Origin of the sequence: Raoultella sp. T31 (genome assembly GCF_002806725.1) — a bacterium.
GTDB classification, from domain to species: domain Bacteria; phylum Pseudomonadota; class Gammaproteobacteria; order Enterobacterales; family Enterobacteriaceae; genus Klebsiella; species Klebsiella electrica.
In genome coordinates, this window is record NZ_PIBO01000029.1 from 25,533 (window position 1) to 49,742 (window position 24,210).

Consider the following 24,210-nt stretch of genomic DNA (forward strand, 5'->3'; position numbering starts at 1 on the left):
GCGCTACGCTTGCCGGGCCTACGCAAAGATGCCGTTTGTAGGCCGGGTCAGCGCAGCGCCACCCGGCTTAAGCATTTAAAGTCACCACAAGAAGCCCCATATATGAAAAACGCAACGTTCTACCTTCTGGACAATGACCACACCGTTGAGGGCCTCAGCGCCGTCGAGCAACTGGTGTGTGACATCGCCGCAGAACGTTGGCGCAGCGGCAAGCGCGTGCTTATCGCCTGTGAAGACGAACAGCAGGCCATCCGTCTGGATGAAGCGCTGTGGGCCCGCCCTGCGGAAAGCTTCGTCCCGCATAATCTGGCGGGAGAAGGCCCCAGAGGCGGCGCGCCGGTGGAAATCGCCTGGCCGCAAAAGCGCAACAGCAGCCCGCGGGATATTCTGATCAGTCTGCGGCTAAACTTTGCAGATTTTGCCACCGCTTTCACAGAAGTGATAGACTTTGTCCCTTACGAAGATTCTCTGAAACAACTGGCGCGCGAACGCTACAAAGCGTATCGCATGGCTGGTTTCAACCTGAATACGGCAACCTGGAAATAATGGAAAAGACATACAACCCACAAGATATCGAACAGCCGCTCTACGAGCACTGGGAAAAGCAGGGCTATTTCAAACCGAATGGTGATGAAAGCCAGGAGAGCTTCTGCATCATGATCCCGCCGCCGAACGTCACCGGCAGTTTGCATATGGGTCATGCTTTCCAGCAAACCATCATGGATACCATGATTCGCTACCAGCGCATGCAGGGTAAAAACACCCTGTGGCAGGCCGGTACCGACCACGCGGGTATCGCGACCCAGATGGTGGTTGAACGTAAGATTGCCGCAGAAGAAGGGAAAACTCGCCACGACTACGGTCGCGACGCTTTTATCGATAAAATCTGGCAGTGGAAAGCGGAATCCGGCGGCACCATTACCCGTCAGATGCGCCGCCTCGGCAACTCTGTGGACTGGGAGCGCGAGCGCTTCACCATGGACGAAGGTCTTTCCAACGCCGTGAAAGAAGTCTTTGTTCGCCTGTACAAAGAAGATCTGATTTACCGCGGCAAGCGCCTGGTCAACTGGGACCCGAAACTGCGCACCGCCATCTCTGACCTGGAAGTGGAAAACCGCGAGTCTAAAGGCTCCATGTGGCACATCCGCTACCCGCTGGCCGACGGCGCAAAAACCGCCGACGGTAAAGATTACCTGGTGGTGGCGACCACCCGTCCGGAAACCCTGCTGGGCGATACCGGCGTGGCCGTTAACCCGGAAGATCCGCGTTATAAAGATCTGATCGGTAAATTCGTGGTGCTGCCGCTGATTAACCGCCGCATTCCAGTCGTCGGCGACGAACACGCTGACATGGAAAAAGGCACCGGCTGCGTGAAAATCACCCCGGCGCACGACTTTAACGACTATGAAGTCGGGAAACGTCACGCCCTGCCGATGATCAATATCCTGACCTTTGACGGCGACATCCGCGAAAGCGCGCAGGTGTACGACACCAAAGGCGAAGAGTCCGACGTTTACTCCGCAGAGATCCCGGCTGAATTCCAGAATCTGGAGCGTTTCGCGGCGCGTAAAGCCGTGGTGGCAGCCATCGATGCGCTCGGCCTGCTCGAAGAGATCAAACCTCACGATCTGACCGTGCCGTACGGCGACCGTGGCGGCGTGGTGATCGAGCCGATGCTGACCGACCAGTGGTACGTGCGTGCCGACGTGCTGGCGAAGCCTGCCGTAGAAGCGGTGGAAAACGGCGACATTCAGTTCGTGCCGAAGCAGTACGAAAACATGTACTTCTCCTGGATGCGCGATATTCAGGACTGGTGTATCTCTCGTCAGCTGTGGTGGGGTCACCGTATCCCGGCGTGGTATGACAACGAAGGCAACGTCTACGTGGGCCGCACCGAAGACGAAGTGCGTCAGGAAAACAACCTCTCCGCCGACGTCGCGCTGCGTCAGGACGAAGACGTGCTGGATACCTGGTTCTCTTCCGCGCTGTGGACCTTCTCCACCCTCGGCTGGCCGGAAAACACCGACGCGCTGCGTCAGTTCCACCCGACCAGCGTGATGGTCTCCGGTTTCGATATCATCTTCTTCTGGATTGCCCGCATGATCATGATGACCATGCATTTCATCAAAGATGAAAACGGCAAACCGCAGGTACCGTTCCATACCGTCTACATGACCGGTCTGATTCGTGACGACGAAGGCCAGAAGATGTCCAAATCCAAGGGCAACGTGATTGACCCGCTGGATATGGTTGACGGTATCTCCCTGCCTGAGCTGCTGGAGAAACGCACCGGCAACATGATGCAACCGCAGCTGGCGGAGAAAATCGCCAGACGCACCGAGAAACAGTTCCCGAACGGGATCGAGCCGCACGGCACCGACGCCCTGCGCTTCACCCTGGCGGCGCTGGCTTCGACCGGCCGCGACATCAACTGGGATATGAAGCGTCTGGAAGGTTACCGTAACTTCTGCAACAAGCTGTGGAACGCCAGCCGTTTCGTGCTGATGAACACCGAAGATCAGGATTGCGGCTTTAACGGCGGCGAACAGGTGCTCTCCCTCGCCGATCGCTGGATCCTGGCTGAATTTAACCAGACCATCAAAGCGTACCGCGAAGCGCTGGATAATTTCCGCTTCGATATCGCCGCGGGCATCCTGTATGAGTTCACCTGGAACCAGTTCTGCGACTGGTACCTGGAGCTGACCAAACCGGTGATGACCGGCGGTTCTGAAGCGGAACTGCGCGGCACTCGCCACACCCTGGTGAGCGTGCTGGAAGGTTTGCTGCGTCTGGCGCACCCGATCATTCCGTTCATCACCGAAACCATCTGGCAGCGTGTGAAAACCATCGTCGGTATCGATGCGGACACCATCATGCTGCAGCCGTTCCCGGCATACGATGCGGCGCAGGTTGATGAAGCGGCGCTGGCCGATACCGAATGGCTGAAGCAGGCGATTATCGCCGTACGTAATATCCGTGCGGAAATGAACATCGCCCCGGGTAAACCGCTCGAACTGCTGCTGCGCGGTTGCAGCGCTGACGCTCAGCGTCGCGTGACCGACAACCAGAGCTTCCTGCAGTCCATGGCGCGTCTGGAAAGCATCACCGTTCTGCCAGCCGACGACAAAGGTCCGGTTTCTGTCACCAAAATCATCGACGGCGCCGAGCTGCTGATCCCGATGGCGGGTCTCATCAACAAAGAAGATGAGCTGGCGCGTCTGGCGAAAGAAGTGGCGAAGATCGACGGGGAAATCAGCCGCATCGAAAGCAAACTGGCCAACGAAGGCTTTGTCGCTCGCGCACCGGAAGCGGTGATCGCCAAAGAGCGTGAGAAGCTGGACGGTTATGCCGAAGCGAAAAGCAAACTGATCGAACAGCAGGCGGTCATCGCCGCGCTGTAATCCTCCCGCCCCTTGCCGGCTCAGGCAAGGGGCGTTTTTATCCGTGATACCCGCTTGCGCTCCCCCCGCTCGCGATGTTATTAACAACACCATCCGTCATTTGCTATGAGTCATCGTATGAATACGAGCGCGACCATCACGGCGTCGCTGCGCCGCATCACCGCTGAAGATAATGCAGCTATCGCCAACGTTATCCGCCAGGTTTCTGCGGAATACGGCCTGACGGCCGATAAAGGCTATACGGTCGCCGACCCTAACCTCGATGAGCTTTTTGAGCTCTACAGCCAGCCGGGCTCCGCCTATTGGGTGGTTGAACAGGATGGTCGGGTAGTCGGCGGCGGCGGCGTTGCCCCGCTGGCGCATAGCGAACCGGATATCTGCGAACTACAGAAAATGTATTTTATGACCTCTGCCCGTGGCCAGGGGCTGGCGAAAAAGCTGGCGCTGCTGGCGTTAGATTATGCCCGCGAGCAGGGTTTCAAACGCTGCTATCTGGAAACCACCGCCTTCCTGAAAGAAGCCGTCGGGCTATATGAGCACCTCGGCTTCGAACATATCGACGGGCCGCTTGGCCGCACTGGTCATGTCGATTGCGAAGTACGGATGCTGAAAACGCTGTAAGCGCTCGTCCCCGCCTGCCGCGGTTCCCCCGGTCGCGCGATGCTTACCGGGGCTACGGCTCAAGGCCCGCGGCTCGGTAGCCCGGATAAGGCGCGTAGCGCCGCTATCCGGGAACAGCGCCTCAGGCGATAACCGGCACGCCGCTGTGGAAACGGAACTCCGCCTGCGGAGCATTAATTAATGCCGCTTCCGCCTCGCCGGGCTGATGGGTCGCGCGATGCTTGCCGGGGCTACGGTCAGGTAACCCGCATAAGGCGCGCGGTTTGGTAGCCCGGATAAGGCGCGTAGCGCCGCTATCCGGGAACAGCGCCTCAGGCGATAACCGGCACGCCGCTGTGGAAACGGAACTCCGCCTCCGGAGCATTAATTAACGCCGCTTCCGCCTCGCCAAGCTGGCGTATGCGTTCACTGATATCCTCTTCGGCAATCTGCTGCGCCAGATCGAGATAATCCTGATAATGGCGCGCTTCCGAGCGCAGCAGCGACAGATAGAACTTTTGCAGATCGTCATTCAGCCACGGCGCCAGCGCGGCAAAGCGCTCGCAGGAGCGCGCTTCAATATAGGCTCCGCAAATCAGCTTATCGATCAGCATCACCGGTTCGTGGGAGCGCACTTCTCTGCGTAACCCGCGGGCATAATGACTGGCGGTGATTTTGACGTACGGGATATCGTGGGCCAGCATCATTTCCCGCACCTGCCAGAAATGGTGCAGCTCTTCTTTAATCAGCAGCACCATGCTGTCCACCAGCTGACGGGCCCACGGATCGTCGGTCTGCGGCATAGTGCTTTTATTAATCCGTTTATGCAGCGCGACGAAATCCGGCTCGGGCCCCCAGCGGTAGGTAAAGTCCTCATACGGCTTCAGGCAGGCCAGCAGCTCGTCGGCCCCCTCTTTATCAGCAACATATTTACGTACCAGCAGCAACGCGTTTTGCGCCGCTTTTAGCTCGCAGACCATATGGTCAGTCAGCAGCAGCGGGAGATTTTCCGGCTTACGGGCTTCATCAATCCACGCCTGTGGGGTTGGGCAGTGCAGGAAGTCGCGTACGGGGGCGAGTATTTGCGGGTAGTCCATTGAGGTTCCTTGCTATACGGTAACGGCTGGCGGCCGTTATCGCATCCAGACAGACACAATATTATTGTTCAGGGTATAACGAGACGAAAACCCCGACAACATAGCGAACGATGTCAGCGGGGTTTCTATGTGTAGCCAGCAAAGACGCGGCCTGAAGGATGGCGTGCGGGTTTATTTAGTGGCGGACGCCGTCATCGTCTTCATCAACGAAATCGTCGTCATCTTCTTCATCGCCCTCTTCGCCGTTCGGGTCCTCATAGTAAGTGCCCCAACCGTCATATTCGACGTCGAATTTTTCCGCCAGAGTCATCAGTTGCTCAACCTGAGCATCAATCAGCTCCACCTTCAGGGCGCTTTCGCTCAGGATGTCACAGCAGATAACCACTTCGCCCTCTTCCACTTCCAGCTCTTCCGGCTCGGTCACTTCGTAACCCAGCTTGAAGGCCTCGACAGCCACTTTCTCCAGCGTTTCGAAGTCATCGGCAGAGAGATGGTGTTCAATGGTGTACAGCGCGTCCGGATCGCTGCCGTCTTCGAGCAGCTCTTCGATAATCAGACGCGTTTCTTCACGCTGTTCTTCCAGTAGTTCCGGGTTTGCCATGGCTCGTTCCTCATAATGTGCGGCAGATACTTCTATTGTCACATACCGCCGTGATTGCCTCCACCTTTGCGCGAAAGATTTGTGCAACGGGGTTGCAAATGAATATTCATACATATAAATTGAATTTTAATTCAATATAGGGCTTAAGCCATGTGAGGGAATCATGTCCGCGTTTTATCAGAAGCATTTTTTAAAGTTACTCGATTTTACCCCTGCAGAAATCACCGCCCTACTGACGCTGGCGGCCAGACTGAAAACCGATAAAAAAAACGGTATTGAAATCCAGCATCTGGCTGGCAAAAACATCGCGCTCATCTTCGAAAAAGACTCTACCCGTACACGATGCTCTTTCGAAGTTGCCGCATTTGATCAGGGTGCCCGCGTCACCTATCTCGGGCCAAGCGGCAGCCAGATAGGCCATAAAGAATCCATTAAAGATACCGCCCGCGTGCTGGGGCGGATGTATGACGGTATTCAATACCGCGGCCATGGGCAAGAGATTGTTGAGACGCTCGCCAGCTATGCCGGTGTCCCGGTGTGGAACGGTCTGACCAACGAGTTTCATCCCACCCAGCTGCTGGCGGACCTGCTGACCATGCAGGAGCATCTGCCGGGCAAAGCCTTTAACGAAATGACCCTGGTGTATGCAGGCGACGCCCGCAACAACATGGGCAACTCGATGCTCGAAGCCGCGGCGTTGACCGGGCTGGATCTGCGCCTGGTGGCTCCTGAGGCCTGCTGGCCCGAAGAGAACCTGGTGGCGGAATGTCGGGCGCTGGCGCAGAAAAACGGCGGCAACATCACGCTGACCGAAGATATCGCGGCGGGCGTGAAAGGGGCGGACTTTATCTATACCGACGTGTGGGTGTCGATGGGCGAAGCCAAAGAGAAGTGGGCGGAGCGCATTGCGCTGCTGCGCGCTTATCAGGTGAATAGCGACATGATGGCGCTGACCGGCAATCCGCAGGTGAAGTTCCTGCACTGCCTGCCCGCCTTTCATGACGATCAAACTACCCTTGGTCAGCAGATGGCGGCGGAATACGGCCTGCATGGCGGCATGGAAGTGACTGACGAGGTCTTTGAGTCGCCGGCAAGCATCGTCTTCGATCAGGCGGAAAACCGGATGCACACCATCAAAGCGGTGATGGTGGCGACGCTGAGTAAATAGTCGTTCTCTGGCGGTATGTCCCGGATTGCGCGACGCTTATCCGGGCTACCCGACTGAATCAATAGTCGTTCTCTCGCGGTATGTTCCCGGATTGCGCGACGCTTATCCGGGCTACCCGACTGAATCAATAGTCGTTCTCTCGCGGTATGTTCCCGGATTGCGCGACGCTTATCCGGGCTACCTCTCCCGTAGCCCCGGTAAGCGTAGCGCCACCGGGGGATTTTTACGCCATCAGCATCTTCACTACCGCCTTACGCACTTTGGCCGGTTTGTCCACGGCACACAGCGGCTTATGCACTTCTCCCGGATAAAAGACCACAAAATCTCCCTCGTTCAGAATGACGGTTTTCTCCTGTTCGCCGGCCGGCAGGAACGCAATATCTTTCTCCGTCAGCCAGTCGATGTCCGGTGCGCCGGCAGGTCGGGTGCTGAAGGTCATGGCTTCCTGACCGCGTAGCACTATCTGGATATCCAGATAGCGCGCGTGGTATTCCGCGAGGCGGGCGACAAGAGGTTCGGTCGTATCTTCCGAAATCATATAAAACACGTTATTACCGTCAATATCGTATTTGCCGGGCGGCGTCTCTTCGCTAACGTGCGCTTTAACGTGCTCAATCGCCTGGCGCAACGCGTCCGGCAGCCAGGCCTGCAGATGGTGAATGTGACCAACGAACATAATACCCCTCAAAGATAAAACAGCTTTTCATTTTTTGTTTTATATGCCCCTTGACACTACCATACCACATCTTTTTTGCGGTTTTTTGCACTGACGCAGACTTATCGAAGCAATCGTTTACCTGTTTGTGTACTAATCGCTTGATCCGAAATTTGAGCTGCGTATAATGCCGGTCGATTTGCCGGGAGGAAGCATGGTCTACTGCGTACGACATTCTGTCTTACCGCGTCTGAACACAGGCGCTGGCGTAGCGTTTTTCTTTCCGTTGCTCAATAAATTCTCGAAGCCCCTTATTTAAGGGGCTTTTTTTTTGCCCAGGCGTCAGGAGATAAACATGGCTAACCCGCTATATCAAAAACATATCATTTCCATAAACGATCTCAGCCGAGAAGACCTCGAACTGGTCCTGGCGACCGCTGCAAAACTGAAAGCCAACCCACAGCCGGAGCTGCTGAAGCATAAGGTTATCGCCAGCTGTTTCTTTGAAGCCTCGACCCGTACCCGCCTGTCGTTTGAAACGTCGATGCACCGCCTCGGCGCCAGCGTGGTGGGCTTCTCCGACAGCAGCAACACTTCGCTGGGCAAAAAAGGCGAAACCCTGGCCGACACCATTTCGGTTATCAGCACCTACGTTGACGCCATCGTCATGCGTCACCCGCAGGAAGGGGCTTCGCGCCTGGCGACCGAATTTTCCGGCGGCATCCCGGTACTCAATGCCGGCGATGGCGCTAACCAGCACCCGACGCAGACCCTGCTGGATCTCTTCACCATCCAGGAAACGCAGGGCCGTCTGGAAAACCTCAACGTCGCGATGGTCGGCGATCTGAAATATGGCCGCACCGTCCATTCGCTGACCCAGGCGCTGGCGAAATTTAACGGCAACCGCTTCTACTTTATCGCCCCGGACGCGCTGGCGATGCCGCAGTACATCCTCGATATGCTGGATGAACAAGGGATTGCCTGGAGCCTGCACAGCACCTTTGAAGAGGTGATGGCAGAGGTGGATATTCTGTACATGACCCGTGTGCAGAAAGAGCGTCTTGACCCGTCGGAATACGCCAACGTGAAAGCGCAGTTTGTCCTGCGCGCCGCCGACCTCGAAGGCGCCCGTGGCAATATGAAAGTGCTGCACCCGCTGCCGCGCATTGATGAAATCACCACCGATGTCGATAAAACGCCGCACGCCTGGTACTTCCAGCAGGCCGGCAACGGCATCTTCGCCCGCCAGGCGTTACTGGCGCTGGTACTAAATCGCGATCTGGCACTCTAAGGGGGAAAAAGAGATGACACACGACAATAAATTACAGGTAGAAGCCATTAAACGCGGCACCGTTATCGACCACATCCCGGCGCAGGTGGGCTTTAAACTGCTGACCTTGTTCAAACTGACCGAGACCGATCAGCGTATCACCATCGGCCTGAACCTGCCGTCAGGCGAGATGGGCCGCAAAGATTTAATCAAAATCGAAAACACCTTCCTCACCGACGAGCAGGTCAACCAGCTCTCCCTGTATGCGCCGCAGGCGACGGTCAACCGCATCGATGATTATGAAGTAGTCGGTAAGTCACGCCCGAATCTGCCGGATCGGATTAACAGCGTACTGGTCTGCCCGAACAGTAACTGCATCAGCCACGCCGAGCCGGTTTCCTCCAGTTTTGCGGTGAAAAAGCGCGAAAACGATATCGCGCTGAAGTGCAAATATTGCGAAAAAGAGTTTTCGCACTATGTCGTTCTGGCCAACTAATTGAGGTTGGTATTGGCAACCCGGCTCCCTATAATGGCCGGGTTCCATACGCGCTATCCTTCAAGCTGCTTCTTTGTCGGCCGTGCGGGCGGTTCGCCCCTTGTCGCGTCGATGCAACTCGAAGGATTTTGCCTCCCCATTTAATAATGCTGTTATTCAGGAGAACTCATGTCTAAAACTATCGCGACGGAAAATGCACCGGCAGCCATCGGCCCGTATGTTCAGGGTGTCGATCTGGGCAGCATGATCATCACTTCCGGCCAGATCCCCGTCGATCCGAAAACCGGTAGCGTGCCGGAAGATGTCGCCGCTCAGGCGCGTCAGTCTCTGGACAACGTCAAAGCTATCGTTGAAGCCGCTGGCCTGAAAGTCGGCGATATTGTTAAAACCACCGTGTTCGTTAAAGATCTGAACGACTTCGCCACCGTGAATGCCGCTTATGAAGCGTTCTTCACCGAACATCACGCGACCTTCCCGGCACGCTCCTGCGTTGAAGTGGCTCGCCTGCCGAAAGATGTGAAGATCGAGATCGAAGCGATCGCTATCCGCCGCTAATCCTCGCTTCCCCCTCACCCATACGCTTTTCCCCCTGCGCCGGGTGAGGGAGTTTTACTACTCGACCTTCGTCGCCCGCAGCCGTTTCTCCAGCGAATACACCGCCGCGATCGCCAGCTCATCCCGCGTTTTCGCCACCTCGTCCAGCTGCGCCTGGGTATAAAACAGCCCGTCGCTGGCCTTCTGTTGCCGTTTCGGATAGCGCGTGGAGGCAAAGTGCCAGCCCTGATCGTCGGTCAGATGCCAGTGGAAGACGTTCAGCCTGGCCGCCGCCATGCCGTCAATCTGGCGTTTGATCGCCTCCAGCGGCATGCAGTGGCGAGCGGAATCCAGCAGCAGCTCGCGTCACGGGAAGCGCGGCGCGCCATCAATCGTGACGTCAGGAATCGCCGTATTTTCAGCGCCGTTATGCATCAACTGGTCAGCAGGCCATAACGCACAGAGTTCAGCATGAGTTTTCCTGTTGATGACGGGCCAAAAAAAGCAAAATATTGGGCTAACATGCGCGCAAAAGAGCGTCAAGCCAAGGGGACGGCGGGGTTCACAACTTTCTGAGATTTAAGAGAAAGGCCAAAAAGACCGCCCTCCCTTGAGGGAGAGCGGTCGGCACAAAGACGGGTTATTGCCAGCCGTAGCGACGGCTGTAGAAGCCTTTCACCATCTGCGTCAGCGTCATGTAGCCTGCCAGAATGGCAATCAGCCACGGGAAGTAGCTCAGCGGCAGGGCCTGCAGCTGCAGATAGCCCGCCAGCGGCGAGAACGGCAGGGCGATACCAATCAGCATCACCACCATCGTCATGGCAAACAGCGGCCACGCGGCGCGGCTCTGCACAAACGGAATCCGCCGCGTACGGATCATATGCACAATCAGCGTTTGCGACAGCAGCCCTTCAATAAACCAGCCCGACTGGAACAGCGTCTGGGCTTCCGGCACGTTGGCATGGAACACCCACCACATCAGGCAGAAGGTCAGGATATCGAAAATTGAGCTTATCGGGCCAAAGAAGACCATAAAGCGCCCCAGTTCCGAGGGATTCCAGCGCTGCGGCTTTTGAATCTGCTCGTCGTCGACGTTATCAAACGGGATCGCCACCTGGGATACATCGTACAGCAGGTTCTGGATCAGTAAGTGCAGCGGCAGCATCGGCAGGAACGGCAGGAAGGCGCTCGCCACCAGCACGCTGAAGACGTTACCAAAGTTCGAACTGGCGGTCATTTTGATGTACTTCAGCATGTTGGCGAAAGTACGGCGACCTTCGATCACCCCCTCCTCCAGCACCATCAGGCTTTTTTCCAGCAGGATGATATCCGCGGCCTCGCGCGCAATATCTACCGCGCCATCCACGGAGATACCGATATCCGCCGCGCGCAGCGCCGGAGCATCGTTGATGCCGTCGCCCATAAAGCCGACCACATGGCCTTCGCGTTTAAGCAGCGTGACGATGCGCTCTTTATGTAACGGCGCCAGACGTGCAAACAGGGTCGTGCGTTTAGCCAGCGCCGCCAGCTCGTCATCGCTCATGCCTTCAATCTGGCTCCCGGTGACCACCTCGCCGGCGTCCAGCCCCACTTCATGGCACACTTTCGCCGCCACCAGCTCGCTATCACCGGTGAGAATTTTGACGGTAATCCCGCTGGCCTTCAGCGCTTTCAGCGCCGGGGCGGTGGTCTCTTTCGGCGGGTCGAGGAAGGCGATGTAGCCTTCGAGAATCAGATCGGACTCGTCGATGCGCTGATAGTCGCCTTCACGCGCGGGCAGATATTTGGTCGCCACCGCCACTACGCGCAGCCCCTGGCGATTGAGGGTATCGGTGACGCGTTTGATACGGCGCAGCATGGTATCGTCCAGCGGCACGATTTCACCGTTGTGGCGCACCTGGGTCGAGACGTTGAGGATCTCCTGCAGCGCGCCTTTGCAGATCAGCTGATGCACGCCGTCTTGTTCACTCACCACCACCGACATACGGCGACGTTCGAAGTCGAACGGGATCTCATCGACTTTCTGCCAGCGTTCAGAAAGCTGGCGTGCCGCCTCCAGATCCACCCCTTCCAGCACCGCCTTATCGAGCAGGTTTTTCAACCCGGTCTGATAGTGGCTGTTCAGCCATGCGCAATGCAGAACCCGTTCGCTGACCTTACCGGAAATATCAGTATGGTTTTCCAGTACGATTTTATCCTGAGTCAGGGTGCCGGTTTTATCCGTGCACAGGATGTCCATCGCGCCAAAGTTCTGAATCGCGTCGAGGTGCTTCACGATGACTTTCTGTTTCGACAGCTTTACCGCCCCGCGCGCCAGGGTTGAGGTAACAATCATCGGCAACATTTCCGGCGTCAGGCCCACCGCTACCGAAAGGGCAAACAGCGCGGCTTCCCACCAGTCGCCTTTGGTGTAGCCGTTAATCAGCAGCACCACCGGCGCCATCACCAGCATAAAGCGGATCAGCAACATGCTGACGCGGCTGATGCCTTTCTGGAACGCATTAGGTTCGCTCTCCTGCTCGCTAACCCGTCCGGCCAGCTGACCAAACCAGGTGTTGCCGCCGGTGGCGAAGACCATCGCCTGCGCCGATCCGCTCACCACGTTGGTGCCCATAAAACACAGGGTATCGCACTCCAGCGGGTTGCTCTGCTGCGGGTCGCGGCTGCGCACCACTTTTTCAACCGGCAGCGATTCACCGGTCAGCGACGCCTGGGCCACGAACAGATCCCGCGCCTGGAGAATACGCAGGTCCGCCGGGATCATATCCCCGGCCGACAGCTTGACGATATCGCCTGGCACCAGGCGGTCAATCGGCAGTTCGCACCAGCGGCTTTCGCCCTGTTCGTTGACCACCCGCAGCACCGTCGCGGTGTTGCTGACCATCGCCTTCAGCGCATCCGCCGCTTTGGTCGAGCGGGCTTCCTGAATGAAGTTGAGCAGCGTGGAGATCCCCACCATCAGCGCAATCACTCCCGCGGCAAACAGGTCTTCCGTCGCATACGAGACGATGCCCAGCACGGTCAGCAGCAGGTTGAACGGGTTGCGGTAGCAGGTCCAGAGATGCACCCACCACGGCGCCGGTTTTTGCGCCGGAATTTGGTTATCGCCATAGCGGGCAATTTTCTTCGCAACGTCGGCGTCGTTAAGCCCTTCCGGGTGGCTTTCGAAGGCGCGCCAGATTTCATTTTCGTCCATCGCCGCCACGTTCAGGCAGTGCTTACCCAGCGAATCCGGAATCGGCGCAGTGGCCAGATTGCGAGCATCAGGCAGCGGATCGCGCTGAACCAGTCGGCGCGGCAAATGGCGGCTGAGCTGTGTAAACAGGTGCCGGGTGATATTTTTCAACATAAACAGTCCCTCCACGCTCGCACAGACGAACGCGGCAAAAAAGACAGGTACGAGAATATTACCTGTCAGGTATTATTTTTTTATGGCAGGGACATCAAGGACGTCACTGCTTTACGCTTCCGGTAAAGCAGTGTTAAGCAGGCTTACCGGAAAAGGATGTAACTCCATCGAGGATGAGGAGTGGGATCGGGGTCCATATAATCTCCGGTAAGTGAGTAAAAGCGGCGCGAGAGAACCGCGAGCAACAGGCATTTTATCGCCACTGTCGGAATGATAACCCCGAGTAACTAAACAAGACGTAAACCAGACTTTGCTCATTGCGGTTTGGTTGAGTAGCATTAGGCTCACTTCTGGCGGACTACGACGAGACCTCTGCATGCAAAACCGGCTGACCATCAAAGATATCGCGCGCTTAAGCGGCGTCGGGAAATCGACGGTATCCCGCGTGCTCAATAACGAAAGCGGCGTCAATGAGCGCACCCGTGAACGGGTCGAGGCGGTGATGCAGCAGTACGGCTTCTCGCCCTCCCGTTCAGCGCGGGCGATGCGGGGTCAAAGCGACAAAGTGGTTGCCATTATCGTCACCCGTCTGGACTCGCTGTCGGAAAACCTTGCCGTACAGACGATGCTGCCCGCCTTTTACGAGCAGGGCTACGATCCGATTATGATGGAAAGCCAGTTTTCTCCCGCGCTGGTCAACGAACACCTGGGGATCCTCGCCCGCCGCCATATCGACGGCGTGGTACTGTTCGGCTTTACCGGTATTAGCGAAGAGATGCTGACGCCGTGGCGGGAATCGATGGTGCTGCTGGCCCGCGATGCGCCGGGGTTTGCCTCCGTCTGCTACGATGACAACGGCGCGGTGAACATGCTGATGCAGCGCCTGTACGATGACGGCCATCGGCATATCAGCTTCCTCGGGGTGCCGCATAGCGATGTCACCACCGGGCAGCGCCGCCATCAGGCGTACCTCAATTTTTGCGCGCAGCATCGGTTGACTCCGTCCGCCGCCCTGCCGGGCCTGGCCATGAAACAGGGTTATGAAAATGTCGCCAGCGTTCTGACCCCCGATACCAGCGCGCTGGTGTGCGCGACCGATACCCTCGCCCTCGGCGCCAGCAAGTATTTGCAAGAGCAACGCATTGGACATCTGCAGGTCGCCAGCGTCGGCAGTACGCCGCTGATGAAGTTCCTCCATCCGGAAATCCTCACCGTGAATCCCGGTTACGCCGAGGCCGGTCGCCAGGCGGCCCAGCAGCTGATCGCCCAGATCGGCGGCCACGCTGAACCTCGTCAAATCGTCATTCCCGCCGCGCTGATTTAAGCCCGTTTGTGGGATTTATGTGATCGTTGCTGCGTTTCGGGAACGTTCCCATTTTGAAAGTTAAACGGAGCGGTTAGGATTCGTCTCAGGTCATTACGCACTCTCTCCCCTCTGTTTTGAGGCCTCATCATGAGTAAAGTAAATCAGCAGGACATCGATAAATTAATCGAACTGGTCGGCGGGCGCGATAACATTGCCACCGTCAGTCACTGTATTACCCGTCTGCGCTTTGTGCTGAATAACCCGGCCATCGCCAGACCGAAAGAAATTGAACAACTGCGCATGGTGAAGGGCTGCTTTACCAACGCCGGGCAGTTCCAGGTGGTGATCGGCACAGACGTCGGCGATTACTACACAGCCCTGCTGGCCACCACCGGCAAAGCCTCTGCCGATAAAGAGCAGGCGAAACAGGCCGCGCGGCAAAACATGAAGTGGCACGAGCAACTGATTTCGCACTTTGCCGAGATCTTCTTCCCGCTGCTGCCGGCGCTGATCAGCGGCGGTCTGATCCTCGGTTTCCGTAACGTGATCGGCGATCTGCCGATGAGCAACGGGCAGACGCTGGCGCAAATGCACCCGTCGCTGAAAACCCTTTATGACTTCCTGTGGCTGATTGGCGAAGCCATCTTCTTCTATCTGCCGGTCGGTATCTGCTGGTCCGCGGTGAAGAAAATGGGCGGCACGCCGATCCTCGGCATCGTGCTCGGCGTCACGCTGGTCTCTCCGCAACTGATGAACGCCTATCTGCTGGGCCAGCAGGTGCCGGAAGTGTGGAACTTCGGCCTGTTTACGATTGCGAAGGTCGGCTATCAGGCGCAGGTCATCCCGGCGCTGCTGGCGGGTCTGGCGCTCGGCTTTATCGAAACGCGCCTGAAACGCATGGTCCCTGATTATCTGTATCTGGTGGTGGTGCCGGTCTGCTCGCTGATTCTGGCGGTATTCCTCGCCCACGCCTTTATCGGTCCGTTTGGCCGGATGATCGGCGACGGCGTCGCCTTTGCCGTGCGCCACCTGATGACCGGCAGTTTCGCGCCGATTGGCGCCGCGCTGTTCGGCTTCCTCTACGCACCGCTGGTCATTACCGGGGTCCACCAGACCACGCTGGCTATCGATATGCAGATGATTCAAAGCATGGGCGGTACGCCGGTGTGGCCGCTGATTGCGCTGTCCAACATCGCCCAGGCGTCTGCCGTGGTCGGCATTATTATCGCCAGCCGCAAACAGAACGAACGCGAGATCTCGGTCCCGGCCGCTATCTCGGCCTACCTCGGGGTCACCGAACCGGCGATGTACGGGATCAACCTGAAATACCGCTTCCCGATGCTCTGCGCGATGATCGGCTCTGGTCTTGCCGGGTTGTTGTGCGGCCTGAACGGCGTAATGGCGAACGGGATTGGCGTCGGTGGCCTGCCGGGCATTCTCTCCATTCAGCCGACTTACTGGCAGGTGTACGGTTTAGCGATGGTCATCGCGGTCGTGGTACCGATTGTGCTCACCACCGTCGTCTATCAGCGTAAGTTCCGTCAGGGCACGTTACAGATTGTCTGATTTTTTCTTCCGGGGCGCGCTGGCGCCCCCTTCGTTGTAGCAGGAAAGCGATATGAATACCCTCCCCCACTGGTGGCAAAACGGCGTTATTTATCAAATTTATCCGAAGAGTTTCCAGGACACGACCGGCAGCGGGACCGGCGATCTGCGTGGGGTCACCTCGCACCTCGACTATCTGCAAAAGCTCGGCGTGGACGCCATCTGGCTGACGCCTTTCTACGTCTCTCCGCAGGTCGATAACGGCTATGATGTGGCGAACTATACCGCCATCGACCCCGCTTACGGCACGCTGGATGATTTCGACGAACTGGTGGCCGAGGCGAAAGCCCGCGGCATCCGCATCGTGCTGGATATGGTTTTCAACCATACCTCTACCGCCCACGCCTGGTTTCGCGAGTCGTTAAACAAAGAGAGCCCGTACCGCCAGTTTTATCTCTGGCGCGATGGTGAACCGACGACGCCGCCCAATAACTGGCGCTCGAAGTTTGGCGGCAACGCCTGGCAGTGGCACGCAGAGAGCGGGCAGTACTACCTGCATCTGTTCGCGCCGGAACAGGCGGATCTCAACTGGGAAAACCCGGCCGTGCGCGCGGAACTAAAAAAGGTGTGCGAGTTCTGGGCCGACCGCGGCGTCGACGGCCTGCGTCTCGATGTGGTCAACCTGATTTCGAAAGATCAAACCTTCCCCTCGGACACCCAGGGCGATGGCCGCCGTTTTTATACCGACGGTCCGCGGGTCCACGAATTCCTGCAGGAGATGAGCCGCGATGTCTTCACGCCGCGTAATCTGATGACGGTCGGCGAGATGTCCTCCACCTCACTGGAACATTGCCAGCAATATGCCGCACAGGACGGTCGCGAGCTGTCGATGACCTTTAACTTCCACCATCTGAAGGTGGACTATCCCGGCGGTGAAAAATGGACCCTCGCGCGCCCGGACTACGTGGCGCTGAAAGCGCTGTTCAGCCACTGGCAGCAGGGCATGCACAACCGGGCGTGGAATGCGCTGTTCTGGTGTAACCACGATCAGCCGCGCATCGTGTCGCGTTTTGGCGATGAAGGCGAATATCGGGTAGCGGCGGCAAAAATGCTGGCGATGGTCCTGCACGGCATGCAGGGCACTCCCTACATTTATCAGGGCGAAGAGATTGGCATGACCAATCCTCACTTCTCGCAAATCGACGAGTACCGCGACCTCGAGAGCCACAACATGTTTATTGAGCGCTCGGCGCAGGGCCAGGCACCCGACGAGCTGCTGGCGATTCTGGCGAGTAAATCGCGCGATAACAGCCGCACGCCGATGCAGTGGAACGCTCGCGAGCAGGGAGGATTTACCGCCGGTGAACCGTGGATTGCGCTATGCGATAACTATCCGACGATCAACGTCGAGGCGGCGCTGGCGGATGCGGATTCGGTCTTTTACACCTATCAGCAGCTGATTGCGCTGCGTAAAACCACGCCGGTGCTGACCTGGGGCGACTATCAGGATCTGCTGCCTGAGCATCCGTCGCTGTGGTGCTATCGCCGCCAGTGGCAAGGGAAAACGCTGGTCGTCGCAGCAAACCTGAGCCGCGAGTTCCAGAGCTGGCAGCCGGAGGAGGCGGACGGCGACTGGCAGGTATTGATAAGCAATTACGCGGAAGCGGCGAATCGCCCTGCCGCCATGACCCTGCGGCCGTTTGAAGCGGTATGGTGGTTACAGGAATAAGTCCTGGCGCGCTGCGCTTACCGGGCTACGGGTCGGCCAACTTTGCCGGGCCTGTAGCCCGTAGCCAGCACGCTATCCCCTGCCGCAGCAGGTCGATTGACTCAACGCCACCGTGATGGTTTGAGGCACGGTATTTCCGGCCTGAATACTTCCGCCCTCCAGGCCAATTTTTGCTTATTTTATAGTCAGATAAATTTACATAAGTCCCAGCGCCCACCATCCGTACTCTCACCTTTTTACTTTGTTCTGCATCAATAAAATCGCAAACATCTTTGATGCAAATCACTACATATAGAATTTAGAATGCACCCCGGCCCTACATCTTGTATTAATCGTCTATTATGTCAGCACATCCCATCGTTCTGTGGCGGTGGTGGGATGTGGATAAAAAGGGCCGGAACCGACGTAAAACGGCGGCAGGTATAGCCCCGGCGACGCCGGTGATTCTTCCGCCTCTGTGGATAACCTGTTTTATAAAGTATGGAGTGATCATGACACCGCATGTGATGAAACGTGATGGCTGTAAAGTGCCGTTCAAATCTGAGCGCATTCAAGAAGCAATTCTGCGTGCAGCTAAAGCAGCGGGAGTCGATGACGCAGACTATTGCGCCACCGTCGCAGAAGTCGTTAGCCAGCAGATGCAGGGCCGTAGCCAGGTTGATATCAACGAGATTCAGACCGCCGTTGAGAACCAGCTGATGTCAGGGCCGTGGAAACAGCTGGCCCGCGCCTATATCGAATATCGCCACGACCGCGATATCGAGCGTGAAAAACGCGGCCGCCTGAACCAGGAGATTCGCGGTCTGGTTGAACAAACCAACTCGTCCCTGCTCAACGAAAACGCCAACAAAGACAGTAAAGTCATCCCGACTCAGCGCGACCTGCTGGCCGGGATCGTCGCCAAACACTATGCCCGTCAGCATCTGCTGCCGCGCGATGTGGTGCTTGCCCACGAGCGCGGTGAGATTCACTACCACGATCTCGACTATTCGCCGTTCTTCCCGATGTTCAACTGCATGCTTATCGATCTGAAAGGGATGCTGACCCACGGGTTTAAAATGGGCAACGCGGAGATTGAACCGCCGAAATCGATCTCCACCGCCACGGCGGTGACGGCGCAGATTATCGCCCAGGTCGCCAGCCATATTTATGGCGGCACCACCATTAACCGCATCGATGAGGTGCTGGCGCCGTTCGTCAAAGAAAGCTGCAACAAGCACCGTAAAATCGCCGAACAGTGGCAGATCCCTGATGCGGAAGGCTATGCCCGCTCGCGCACCGAGAAAGAGTGCTACGACGCCTTCCAGTCGCTGGAGTACGAAGTCAATACTCTGCATACCGCCAACGGGCAGACGCCGTTCGTCACCTTTGGCTTTGGTCTCGGCACCAGCTGGGAATCCCGCCTGATTCAGCAGTCGATTCTGCGTAACCGCATCGCTGGCCTTGGCAAAAACCGCAAAACCGCGGTGTTCCCGAAACTGGTGTTCGCCATTCGCGACGGCCTGAATCACAAGTTCGGCGATGCGAACTACGACATCAAGCAGCTGGCGCTGGAGTGCGCGAGCAAACGGATGTACCCGGACATCCTCAACTACGATCAGGTGGTGAAAGTCACCGGTTCGTTTAAAACGCCAATGGGCTGTCGCAGCTTCCTCGGCGTGTATGAAGAAAACGGCGAGCAGATCCACGATGGCCGCAACAATATCGGCGTGATCAGCCTGAACCTGCCGCGTATTGCGCTGGAAGCGAAAGGGGATGAAGCGACGTTCTGGAAGCTGCTGGATAACCGTCTGGATCTGGCTTACAAAGCGCTGATGACGCGCATCGCTCGCCTGGAAGGGGTGAAAGCGCGCGTGGCGCCGATCCTGTACATGGAAGGCGCCTGCGGCGTACGCCTGAATGCCGACGACGAGGTGTCAGAGATCTTTAAAAACGGTCGCGCCTCCATTTCGCTGGGCTATATCGGCATCCACGAAACCATCAACGCGCTGTCGGGCAATCAGCACATGTACGACAGCGACGCGCTGCGTGCAAAAGGCGTCGCCATCGTCCAGCGTCTGCGTGACGCCGTCGACCGCTGGAAAGAAGAGACCGGCTACGGCTTCAGCCTGTACAGCACGCCGAGCGAAAACCTCTGCGATCGCTTCTGCCGTCTTGATACCGCCGAATTTGGCGTTATTGAGGGCGTAACGGATAAGGGCTACTACACCAACAGTTTCCACCTCGATGTGGAGAAAAAGGTTAATCCGTACGACAAGATTGACTTCGAAGCGCCGTATCCGCCGCTGGCCAACGGCGGCTTCATTTGCTACGGCGAGTACCCGAATATCCAGCATAACCTGAGGGCGCTGGAAGATGTCTGGGATTACAGCTACCAGCACGTCCCCTATTACGGAACCAACACGCCGATCGACGAGTGCTATGAGTGCGGTTTTACCGGCGAGTTCGAATGTACCAGTAAAGGCTTTACCTGCCCGAAATGTGGCAACCACGACGCCGCCCGCGTGTCGGTGACCCGTCGCGTGTGCGGCTATCTCGGCAGCCCGGACGCCCGTCCGTTCAACGCCGGTAAACAGGAAGAGGTGAAGCGCCGGGTCAAACATCTCGGCAACGGTCAAGTCGGCTAATCTCGCCACCGTCATCCCGGATAGCGCCGCCAGCGGCCTGTCCGGGCTACAACGCTAATCTCACCATCGTCCCCCCGGAGGCGCCGCCAGCGGCTTATCCGGGCTACAACGCACCAGCGTAGGTTTCCTCAAATCAGTTGGCGTTGTAGCAAGGCGGCAAACGAGTCAGTCCCGGGGAGCTTACTGTAGTAAGTGACCCGGGCGAGCGAGCGCAGCCAACGCCGCTGCAGCGTCAAATGAGAAGAGGAAACAATGAATTATCACCAATACTACCCCGTCGATATCGTCAACGGGCCAGGGACAAGATGCACCCTGTTCGTCTCCGGCTGCGTCCACGAATGCCCCGGCTGCTATAACAAAAGCACCTGGCGACTCAACTCCGGGCTACCGTTCACAACCGCGATGGCCGACCGTATCATTGCCGATCTCAACGACACGCGAATCAAACGCCAGGGGATCTCCCTTTCCGGCGGCGATCCCCTGCATCCGCAGAACGTGCCGGAGATCCTCGCGCTGGTGCGCCGCATCCTCGCCGAATGCCCCGGGAAGGATATCTGGGTCTGGACCGGTTATAAGCTCGACGAGCTGAACGACGCGCAGCGGGAAGTGGTGGATCTGATTAACGTGTTGGTCGACGGTAAGTTCGTGCAGGATTTAAAAGATCCGGCGCTGATCTGGCGCGGCAGCAGCAATCAGGTCGTCCACCGCTTAAGATAACGGTAATCAAAAACGGCTGACGCACTCCACCGCCACCGCTTTGAACTCTTCGAAACTGCGCGTCGCGGCAAGCCGGGTCATCGCGCGTTCGCGCAGGAAGGTGACAAAAATATCGTAGATCGCCATCGCCTCTTCATACTCGCTTTTGCTGATCGCCAGCAGGAAGATGATATGGGCGGTTTCATCGCCCCAGGCAATACCGTTTGGCGCAATGACGGTATAGACCACGGTTTTTTGCGCCAGCAGGCCAAGGGCGTGAGGTAGCGCAATACCGTCGCCCAGCATGGTGCTGACGATGGCCTCGCGTTCGACCACCGAGTCATGGAACCCGGCATCGACAAATCCTTCCTGCTGCAGCTGCTGGCACAGCCCGGCAAACAGCGTCTGGCAGTCGAGAGGCGCATCGATAACCTGGAAATGGGCCGCATCGAAATATTTATTCAGCACCCACGGACGGGTCCTGTCCACCAGCACCAGCTTGCCGATTTGCTCCAGCTGATAATCGGTCGGGAATGGCGCAATGGTCACCACCGGCTTATCCTTTTCGCCAATCCGCACGGTCGAGATGACAAAATCTTCAGCGACCGTCGTCTGCTGCTCATACTCCCGCTGCGACAGGGTGGCGGCGATTTCTAACTGCGGATATTTACGCTGCAAAATGGCTTCGATCATCCGCACCATCGCATTACTGGTATCGCACACCAGCAGCACCCGCGGCTGCCGCTGATAGCCAATGTTGTAATGACGTTCCAGTCCGACGCCGATATGCAACACCAGGAAACCAATCTCGTTTTCGCTGATGGCATAGGGCGTGTATTTCCCCCAACCGGTCACCGCCGCGAGGGTCATATCCCACGCCATCGGGTAGTGCTGCTTAATATTATCGAGCAGAGGGTTGGGGATCATTATCTGGTAGCGAACCCGGGTGATCATGGTTTTAACGTGGGTCAGCAGATCGGCATGTAGCTGGGCGTCGTCCAGCAGGTTGTAGTTATACTGGCTGTTAATGTAGCGCAGGATGTAGTTCACCAGCGCTTCGCCATCGTCGGCGCTGATAGTGCCCGGATCGACGTCCTGAACCTGACGGGCGGCAAGATGCACGCACAGCCACGCTTCTTCTGCCGGAGAGAGAGCCTTGCCCGCCAGCTGCTGCAGTACGCCGGCCAGATCGCGCGCGGCATCACGCACGTTTTGCGCGACATCCTCCGCGCTGAATTCCGCCAGCGGATAGCCCTGGCTGACGCGACGCACCGTCACTGCGCTGTACATCCGGATAAAGCGCTCGCCTTCATCGGTGAGGCGCACATGGTGGCGGGTCAGGATCTCCTGCAACATATCGCCAAGCTGCTCCTGCACATCCGAGTTCAGCGCTTCCTCATGCATCAGCGGGTTTATCCCCCCCTGCTGCGCCTGTTGCCATAACAGATCGGTCAGGCAGGCGCGAATCGACACTTCGCTGCCAAACAGCCTCATGCCGTGCCGTGGACGGGTCTCAAGCGTCAGTTGATAGCGCTGAAAGCGCTCGCGCACTTCGGCCATATCGCTTTGCAACGTCGCCCGGCTGACAAACCACTCGTCCGCCAGATCTTCGAGCTTGATGGAGAACGCGGAGGTCAAAAAGCGCACCAGCAGAAAGTTGATGCGATCCGTCGCCGTACGCGGAATCTGCTGCGGCTTCGGCGCATGCTCCTGCAGGGTCCGGTAGCGCAACGGGTCGTCGATTTTCAGCTGATAACCGCTGCCGCGAGTCAGCATGAATTGCGCGCCATACTCCACTAACAACGCGTTAAGCGCGGTAATGTCGGCGCGCACGGTACGAGTAGAAACCGACAGCCGCTGCGCCAGTTCATCCTGCGGCAGCGTTTCGTTTTGCAGCAAAGTAAACAGTTGCGCTAAACGTTGGTTGGGAAATCGCATGTCGGTTCCTTCATCTTACGGCTCAGGGTTGAGCGGAGATAACCATCTGTGATGGGCTGCCTACCGGAGTGTAATCCGGGGCAAAGGTCAGCTTGCCGCTCCGTGGCGCCACGCTAAAACGGGTAATATTATCGCTACGCTGATTCATGACGTACAGCCACCGCCCCTGAGTATCCAGCGTCAGCGTGCGGGGGTAGTCACCGCGGGTCCAGATATCTTGCTGATGGCTCAGGCTGCCATCGGCCATCACGCTAAAATGCGCAATGCTGTTATGTAAACGGTTGGCGACATATAGCTGTTTTCCGTCGGCGCTCAGCGCCAGGCCCGCCGCGAAACTAGTGCCTTTATACCCTTTCGGCAACGCGGAGACCGTTTTGCCCTCGCGCAACAGCCCGCTCTGCTTATCAAGATGATAGAACGTCAGCGTCGAGGATTCTTCATTAATCAGCCACAGGCCGTCCCCTTTCGGCGTAAAGACAAAGTGCCGCGGCCCGGCGCCGGCAGAAGAGGCGGCGATAAACGGCGGATCGTTCGGCGTCAGCTTGCCGCTGCCGTTGTCCAGCCGGTACTGATAGATCCGATCCAGCCCCAGATCGGTAGAATAGACATATTTCCCGCTCGGATCGGCGGCGATCATATGGGCATGCGGGCCGTTATGATCGCTGATGGCAAAGCTCCCCTCAGCGGCTGCCGCCGGCCGTTCTGCGCCGGCAGGGCCCTGATCCTGATGGCTATCAACCGCCTCGCCGAGACTGCCGTCGTCTTTGATCGGCAGCACCGCCACCGTTCCGCTGACATAGTTCGCCACCAGCAGATGGCGACCATCCGGCGTCAGCGACAGATAGACCGGCCCGGCCCCCGCAGAGGAGACCTGGTTAAGATCGGTCAGCTCGCCGTTGGCTTCAATCCGCCACGCCTGCACCACCCCTTTTTCCACTTCGCTGGCGGCATACAGGGTTTTCCCGTCATGCGCGACGGTGAGCTGGGCAACGTTCGGCAGCGAGCTGACCAGCGCCTTATCGCGCAGCGCGCCGGTTTTACCGTCGACGGTAAAGCGGTAAAGTCCTTCGCCATTCGGGTTGTAAGTGCCGACCCAGGCATAATGCGTTTGCGCGCTGGCGGCGGCGGCCAGCAGAGAAAGTGAAGCAACAAGCAGGTGACGAGCGGTGGGCATAGTGACTCCTTGATGGTTCAATGG

21 protein-coding genes and 1 pseudogene are annotated in these 24,210 nt (G+C 57.6%); 14 read left to right on the plus strand and 8 right to left on the minus strand.

The annotated features are described in order from the left end of the window. Positions 1-102 precede the first annotated feature (102 nt). The 3 genes from holC (at position 103) to CWM52_RS18010 (ending at position 4,022) form a co-directional block, all read left to right on the plus strand. Positions 103-546, plus strand: coding sequence for a DNA polymerase III subunit chi (holC, locus tag CWM52_RS18000; RefSeq protein WP_100685359.1), 444 nt, complete (start codon positions 103-105; stop codon positions 544-546). Continuing rightward, the gene (locus tag CWM52_RS18005; protein ID WP_100685360.1) at positions 546-3,401 is read left to right on the plus strand and encodes a valine--tRNA ligase; all 2,856 of its coding nucleotides are present in this window, start codon (positions 546-548) and stop codon (positions 3,399-3,401) included. Before holC ends, CWM52_RS18005 begins: the two co-directional genes overlap by 1 nt. 117 nt (positions 3,402-3,518) lie before the next feature. After that, positions 3,519-4,022 (plus strand): GNAT family N-acetyltransferase, encoded by a 504-nt coding sequence (locus CWM52_RS18010; protein ID WP_100685361.1) that lies wholly within the window; start codon positions 3,519-3,521, stop codon positions 4,020-4,022. Positions 4,023-4,333: 311 nt separating this feature from the next. Here the strand turns inward: CWM52_RS18010 and miaE are convergent, their stop codons facing one another. Continuing rightward, the gene (gene miaE / locus CWM52_RS18020; RefSeq protein WP_100685362.1) at positions 4,334-5,098 is read right to left on the minus strand and encodes a tRNA isopentenyl-2-thiomethyl-A-37 hydroxylase MiaE; all 765 of its coding nucleotides are present in this window, start codon (positions 5,096-5,098) and stop codon (positions 4,334-4,336) included. 175 nt (positions 5,099-5,273) lie between these two features. Further along, positions 5,274-5,699: a ribonuclease E inhibitor RraB gene (gene rraB, locus CWM52_RS18025; protein WP_100685363.1), complete on the minus strand. Its 426-nt coding sequence runs from the start codon at positions 5,697-5,699 to the stop codon at positions 5,274-5,276. Between the two features lie 163 nt (positions 5,700-5,862). Between rraB and argF the strand changes: the two genes are divergently transcribed. Next, the gene (argF, locus tag CWM52_RS18030; protein ID WP_100685364.1) at positions 5,863-6,867 is read left to right on the plus strand and encodes an ornithine carbamoyltransferase; all 1,005 of its coding nucleotides are present in this window, start codon (positions 5,863-5,865) and stop codon (positions 6,865-6,867) included. Positions 6,868-7,090: 223 nt separating this feature from the next. On the opposite strand, the gene CWM52_RS18035 is transcribed toward argF, so the two are convergent. Next, a complete protein-coding gene (locus tag CWM52_RS18035) occupies positions 7,091-7,543 on the minus strand; it encodes a YhcH/YjgK/YiaL family protein (RefSeq protein ID WP_100685365.1) in 453 nt (150 codons plus the stop codon). 193 nt (positions 7,544-7,736) lie between these two features. Here CWM52_RS18035 and CWM52_RS18045 point away from each other — a divergent pair, with 193 nt between their 5' ends. The 5 genes from CWM52_RS18045 (at position 7,737) to ridA (ending at position 9,843) form a co-directional block, all read left to right on the plus strand. Continuing rightward, positions 7,737-7,841: a pyrBI operon leader peptide gene (locus tag CWM52_RS18045; protein WP_100685367.1), complete on the plus strand. Its 105-nt coding sequence runs from the start codon at positions 7,737-7,739 to the stop codon at positions 7,839-7,841. Then, a complete protein-coding gene (locus tag CWM52_RS27005) occupies positions 7,816-7,875 on the plus strand; it encodes a pyrBI operon leader peptide (RefSeq protein WP_112150686.1) in 60 nt (19 codons plus the stop codon). The genes CWM52_RS18045 and CWM52_RS27005 overlap by 26 nt, the downstream gene beginning before the upstream one ends. Positions 7,876-7,877: 2 nt before the next feature. Continuing rightward, positions 7,878-8,813: an aspartate carbamoyltransferase gene (pyrB, locus tag CWM52_RS18050; RefSeq protein ID WP_100685368.1), complete on the plus strand. Its 936-nt coding sequence runs from the start codon at positions 7,878-7,880 to the stop codon at positions 8,811-8,813. Positions 8,814-8,826: 13 nt separating this feature from the next. Then, a complete protein-coding gene (pyrI, locus tag CWM52_RS18055; protein ID WP_100685369.1) occupies positions 8,827-9,288 on the plus strand; it encodes an aspartate carbamoyltransferase regulatory subunit in 462 nt (153 codons plus the stop codon). 168 nt (positions 9,289-9,456) lie between these two features. After that, the gene (gene ridA / locus CWM52_RS18060; protein WP_004857278.1) at positions 9,457-9,843 is read left to right on the plus strand and encodes a 2-iminobutanoate/2-iminopropanoate deaminase; all 387 of its coding nucleotides are present in this window, start codon (positions 9,457-9,459) and stop codon (positions 9,841-9,843) included. Between the two features lie 87 nt (positions 9,844-9,930). Here the strand turns inward: ridA and CWM52_RS18065 are convergent. From CWM52_RS18065 to mgtL, 3 genes and pseudogenes are all read right to left on the minus strand, one after another. Further along, positions 9,931-10,263: pseudogene (locus tag CWM52_RS18065) on the minus strand (family 20 glycosylhydrolase); the annotation flags it as partial. A 199-nt stretch (positions 10,264-10,462) separates the two neighbouring features. Beyond that, positions 10,463-13,171, minus strand: coding sequence for a magnesium-translocating P-type ATPase (gene mgtA / locus CWM52_RS18070; RefSeq protein ID WP_100685370.1), 2,709 nt, complete (start codon positions 13,169-13,171; stop codon positions 10,463-10,465). Between the two features lie 143 nt (positions 13,172-13,314). Next, entirely contained in the window at positions 13,315-13,368 is a 54-nt protein-coding gene (gene mgtL / locus CWM52_RS27170; RefSeq protein ID WP_155417144.1) for a mgtA regulatory leader peptide MgtL, read from the minus strand. 179 nt (positions 13,369-13,547) lie between these two features. Between mgtL and treR the strand changes: the two genes are divergently transcribed. The 5 genes from treR (at position 13,548) to nrdG (ending at position 21,095) form a co-directional block, all read left to right on the plus strand. Continuing rightward, the gene (treR, locus tag CWM52_RS18080) at positions 13,548-14,495 is read left to right on the plus strand and encodes a trehalose operon repressor TreR (RefSeq protein ID WP_100685371.1); all 948 of its coding nucleotides are present in this window, start codon (positions 13,548-13,550) and stop codon (positions 14,493-14,495) included. A gap of 129 nt (positions 14,496-14,624) precedes the next feature. Continuing rightward, on the plus strand, positions 14,625-16,043 hold the full coding sequence (gene treB, locus CWM52_RS18085) for a PTS trehalose transporter subunit IIBC (protein WP_100685372.1): 1,419 nt from the start codon (positions 14,625-14,627) through the stop codon (positions 16,041-16,043). Between the two features lie 52 nt (positions 16,044-16,095). Continuing rightward, positions 16,096-17,751 carry an alpha,alpha-phosphotrehalase gene (treC, locus tag CWM52_RS18090; protein ID WP_100685373.1) on the plus strand — a complete coding sequence of 552 codons (1,656 nt, stop codon included), beginning with the start codon at positions 16,096-16,098 and terminating at the stop codon, positions 17,749-17,751. 491 nt (positions 17,752-18,242) lie between these two features. Beyond that, positions 18,243-20,378, plus strand: a complete 2,136-nt coding sequence (gene nrdD, locus CWM52_RS18095) for an anaerobic ribonucleoside-triphosphate reductase (protein WP_100685374.1) — start codon at positions 18,243-18,245, stop codon at positions 20,376-20,378. 252 nt (positions 20,379-20,630) lie between these two features. After that, positions 20,631-21,095 (plus strand): anaerobic ribonucleoside-triphosphate reductase-activating protein, encoded by a 465-nt coding sequence (gene nrdG / locus CWM52_RS18100; protein WP_100685375.1) that lies wholly within the window; start codon positions 20,631-20,633, stop codon positions 21,093-21,095. A 6-nt stretch (positions 21,096-21,101) separates the two neighbouring features. On the opposite strand, the gene CWM52_RS18105 is transcribed toward nrdG, so the two are convergent. Further along, the gene (locus CWM52_RS18105) at positions 21,102-23,012 is read right to left on the minus strand and encodes a BglG family transcription antiterminator (RefSeq protein ID WP_100685376.1); all 1,911 of its coding nucleotides are present in this window, start codon (positions 23,010-23,012) and stop codon (positions 21,102-21,104) included. 22 nt (positions 23,013-23,034) lie between these two features. Further along, positions 23,035-24,186 (minus strand): lactonase family protein, encoded by a 1,152-nt coding sequence (locus tag CWM52_RS18110; protein WP_100685377.1) that lies wholly within the window; start codon positions 24,184-24,186, stop codon positions 23,035-23,037. Positions 24,187-24,210: the final 24 nt, after the last annotated feature.

What these genes read in the sequence shown, in the direction of transcription:
- holC (WP_100685359.1), top strand. Translation starts at nt 103, where the DNA reads ATGAAAAACGCAACGTTCTACCTTCTGGACAATGACCACACCGTTGAG.
- CWM52_RS18005 (WP_100685360.1), top strand. Translation starts at nt 546, where the DNA reads ATGGAAAAGACATACAACCCACAAGATATCGAACAGCCGCTCTACGAG.
- CWM52_RS18010 (WP_100685361.1), top strand. Translation starts at nt 3,519, where the DNA reads ATGAATACGAGCGCGACCATCACGGCGTCGCTGCGCCGCATCACCGCT.
- miaE (WP_100685362.1), bottom strand. Translation starts at nt 5,098, where the DNA reads ATGGACTACCCGCAAATACTCGCCCCCGTACGCGACTTCCTGCACTGC.
- rraB (WP_100685363.1), bottom strand. Translation starts at nt 5,699, where the DNA reads ATGGCAAACCCGGAACTACTGGAAGAACAGCGTGAAGAAACGCGTCTG.
- argF (WP_100685364.1), top strand. Translation starts at nt 5,863, where the DNA reads ATGTCCGCGTTTTATCAGAAGCATTTTTTAAAGTTACTCGATTTTACC.
- CWM52_RS18035 (WP_100685365.1), bottom strand. Translation starts at nt 7,543, where the DNA reads ATGTTCGTTGGTCACATTCACCATCTGCAGGCCTGGCTGCCGGACGCG.
- CWM52_RS18045 (WP_100685367.1), top strand. Translation starts at nt 7,737, where the DNA reads ATGGTCTACTGCGTACGACATTCTGTCTTACCGCGTCTGAACACAGGC.
- pyrB (WP_100685368.1), top strand. Translation starts at nt 7,878, where the DNA reads ATGGCTAACCCGCTATATCAAAAACATATCATTTCCATAAACGATCTC.
- pyrI (WP_100685369.1), top strand. Translation starts at nt 8,827, where the DNA reads ATGACACACGACAATAAATTACAGGTAGAAGCCATTAAACGCGGCACC.
- ridA (WP_004857278.1), top strand. Translation starts at nt 9,457, where the DNA reads ATGTCTAAAACTATCGCGACGGAAAATGCACCGGCAGCCATCGGCCCG.
- mgtA (WP_100685370.1), bottom strand. Translation starts at nt 13,171, where the DNA reads ATGTTGAAAAATATCACCCGGCACCTGTTTACACAGCTCAGCCGCCAT.
- treR (WP_100685371.1), top strand. Translation starts at nt 13,548, where the DNA reads ATGCAAAACCGGCTGACCATCAAAGATATCGCGCGCTTAAGCGGCGTC.
- treB (WP_100685372.1), top strand. Translation starts at nt 14,625, where the DNA reads ATGAGTAAAGTAAATCAGCAGGACATCGATAAATTAATCGAACTGGTC.
- treC (WP_100685373.1), top strand. Translation starts at nt 16,096, where the DNA reads ATGAATACCCTCCCCCACTGGTGGCAAAACGGCGTTATTTATCAAATT.
- nrdD (WP_100685374.1), top strand. Translation starts at nt 18,243, where the DNA reads ATGACACCGCATGTGATGAAACGTGATGGCTGTAAAGTGCCGTTCAAA.
- nrdG (WP_100685375.1), top strand. Translation starts at nt 20,631, where the DNA reads ATGAATTATCACCAATACTACCCCGTCGATATCGTCAACGGGCCAGGG.
- CWM52_RS18105 (WP_100685376.1), bottom strand. Translation starts at nt 23,012, where the DNA reads ATGCGATTTCCCAACCAACGTTTAGCGCAACTGTTTACTTTGCTGCAA.
- CWM52_RS18110 (WP_100685377.1), bottom strand. Translation starts at nt 24,186, where the DNA reads ATGCCCACCGCTCGTCACCTGCTTGTTGCTTCACTTTCTCTGCTGGCC.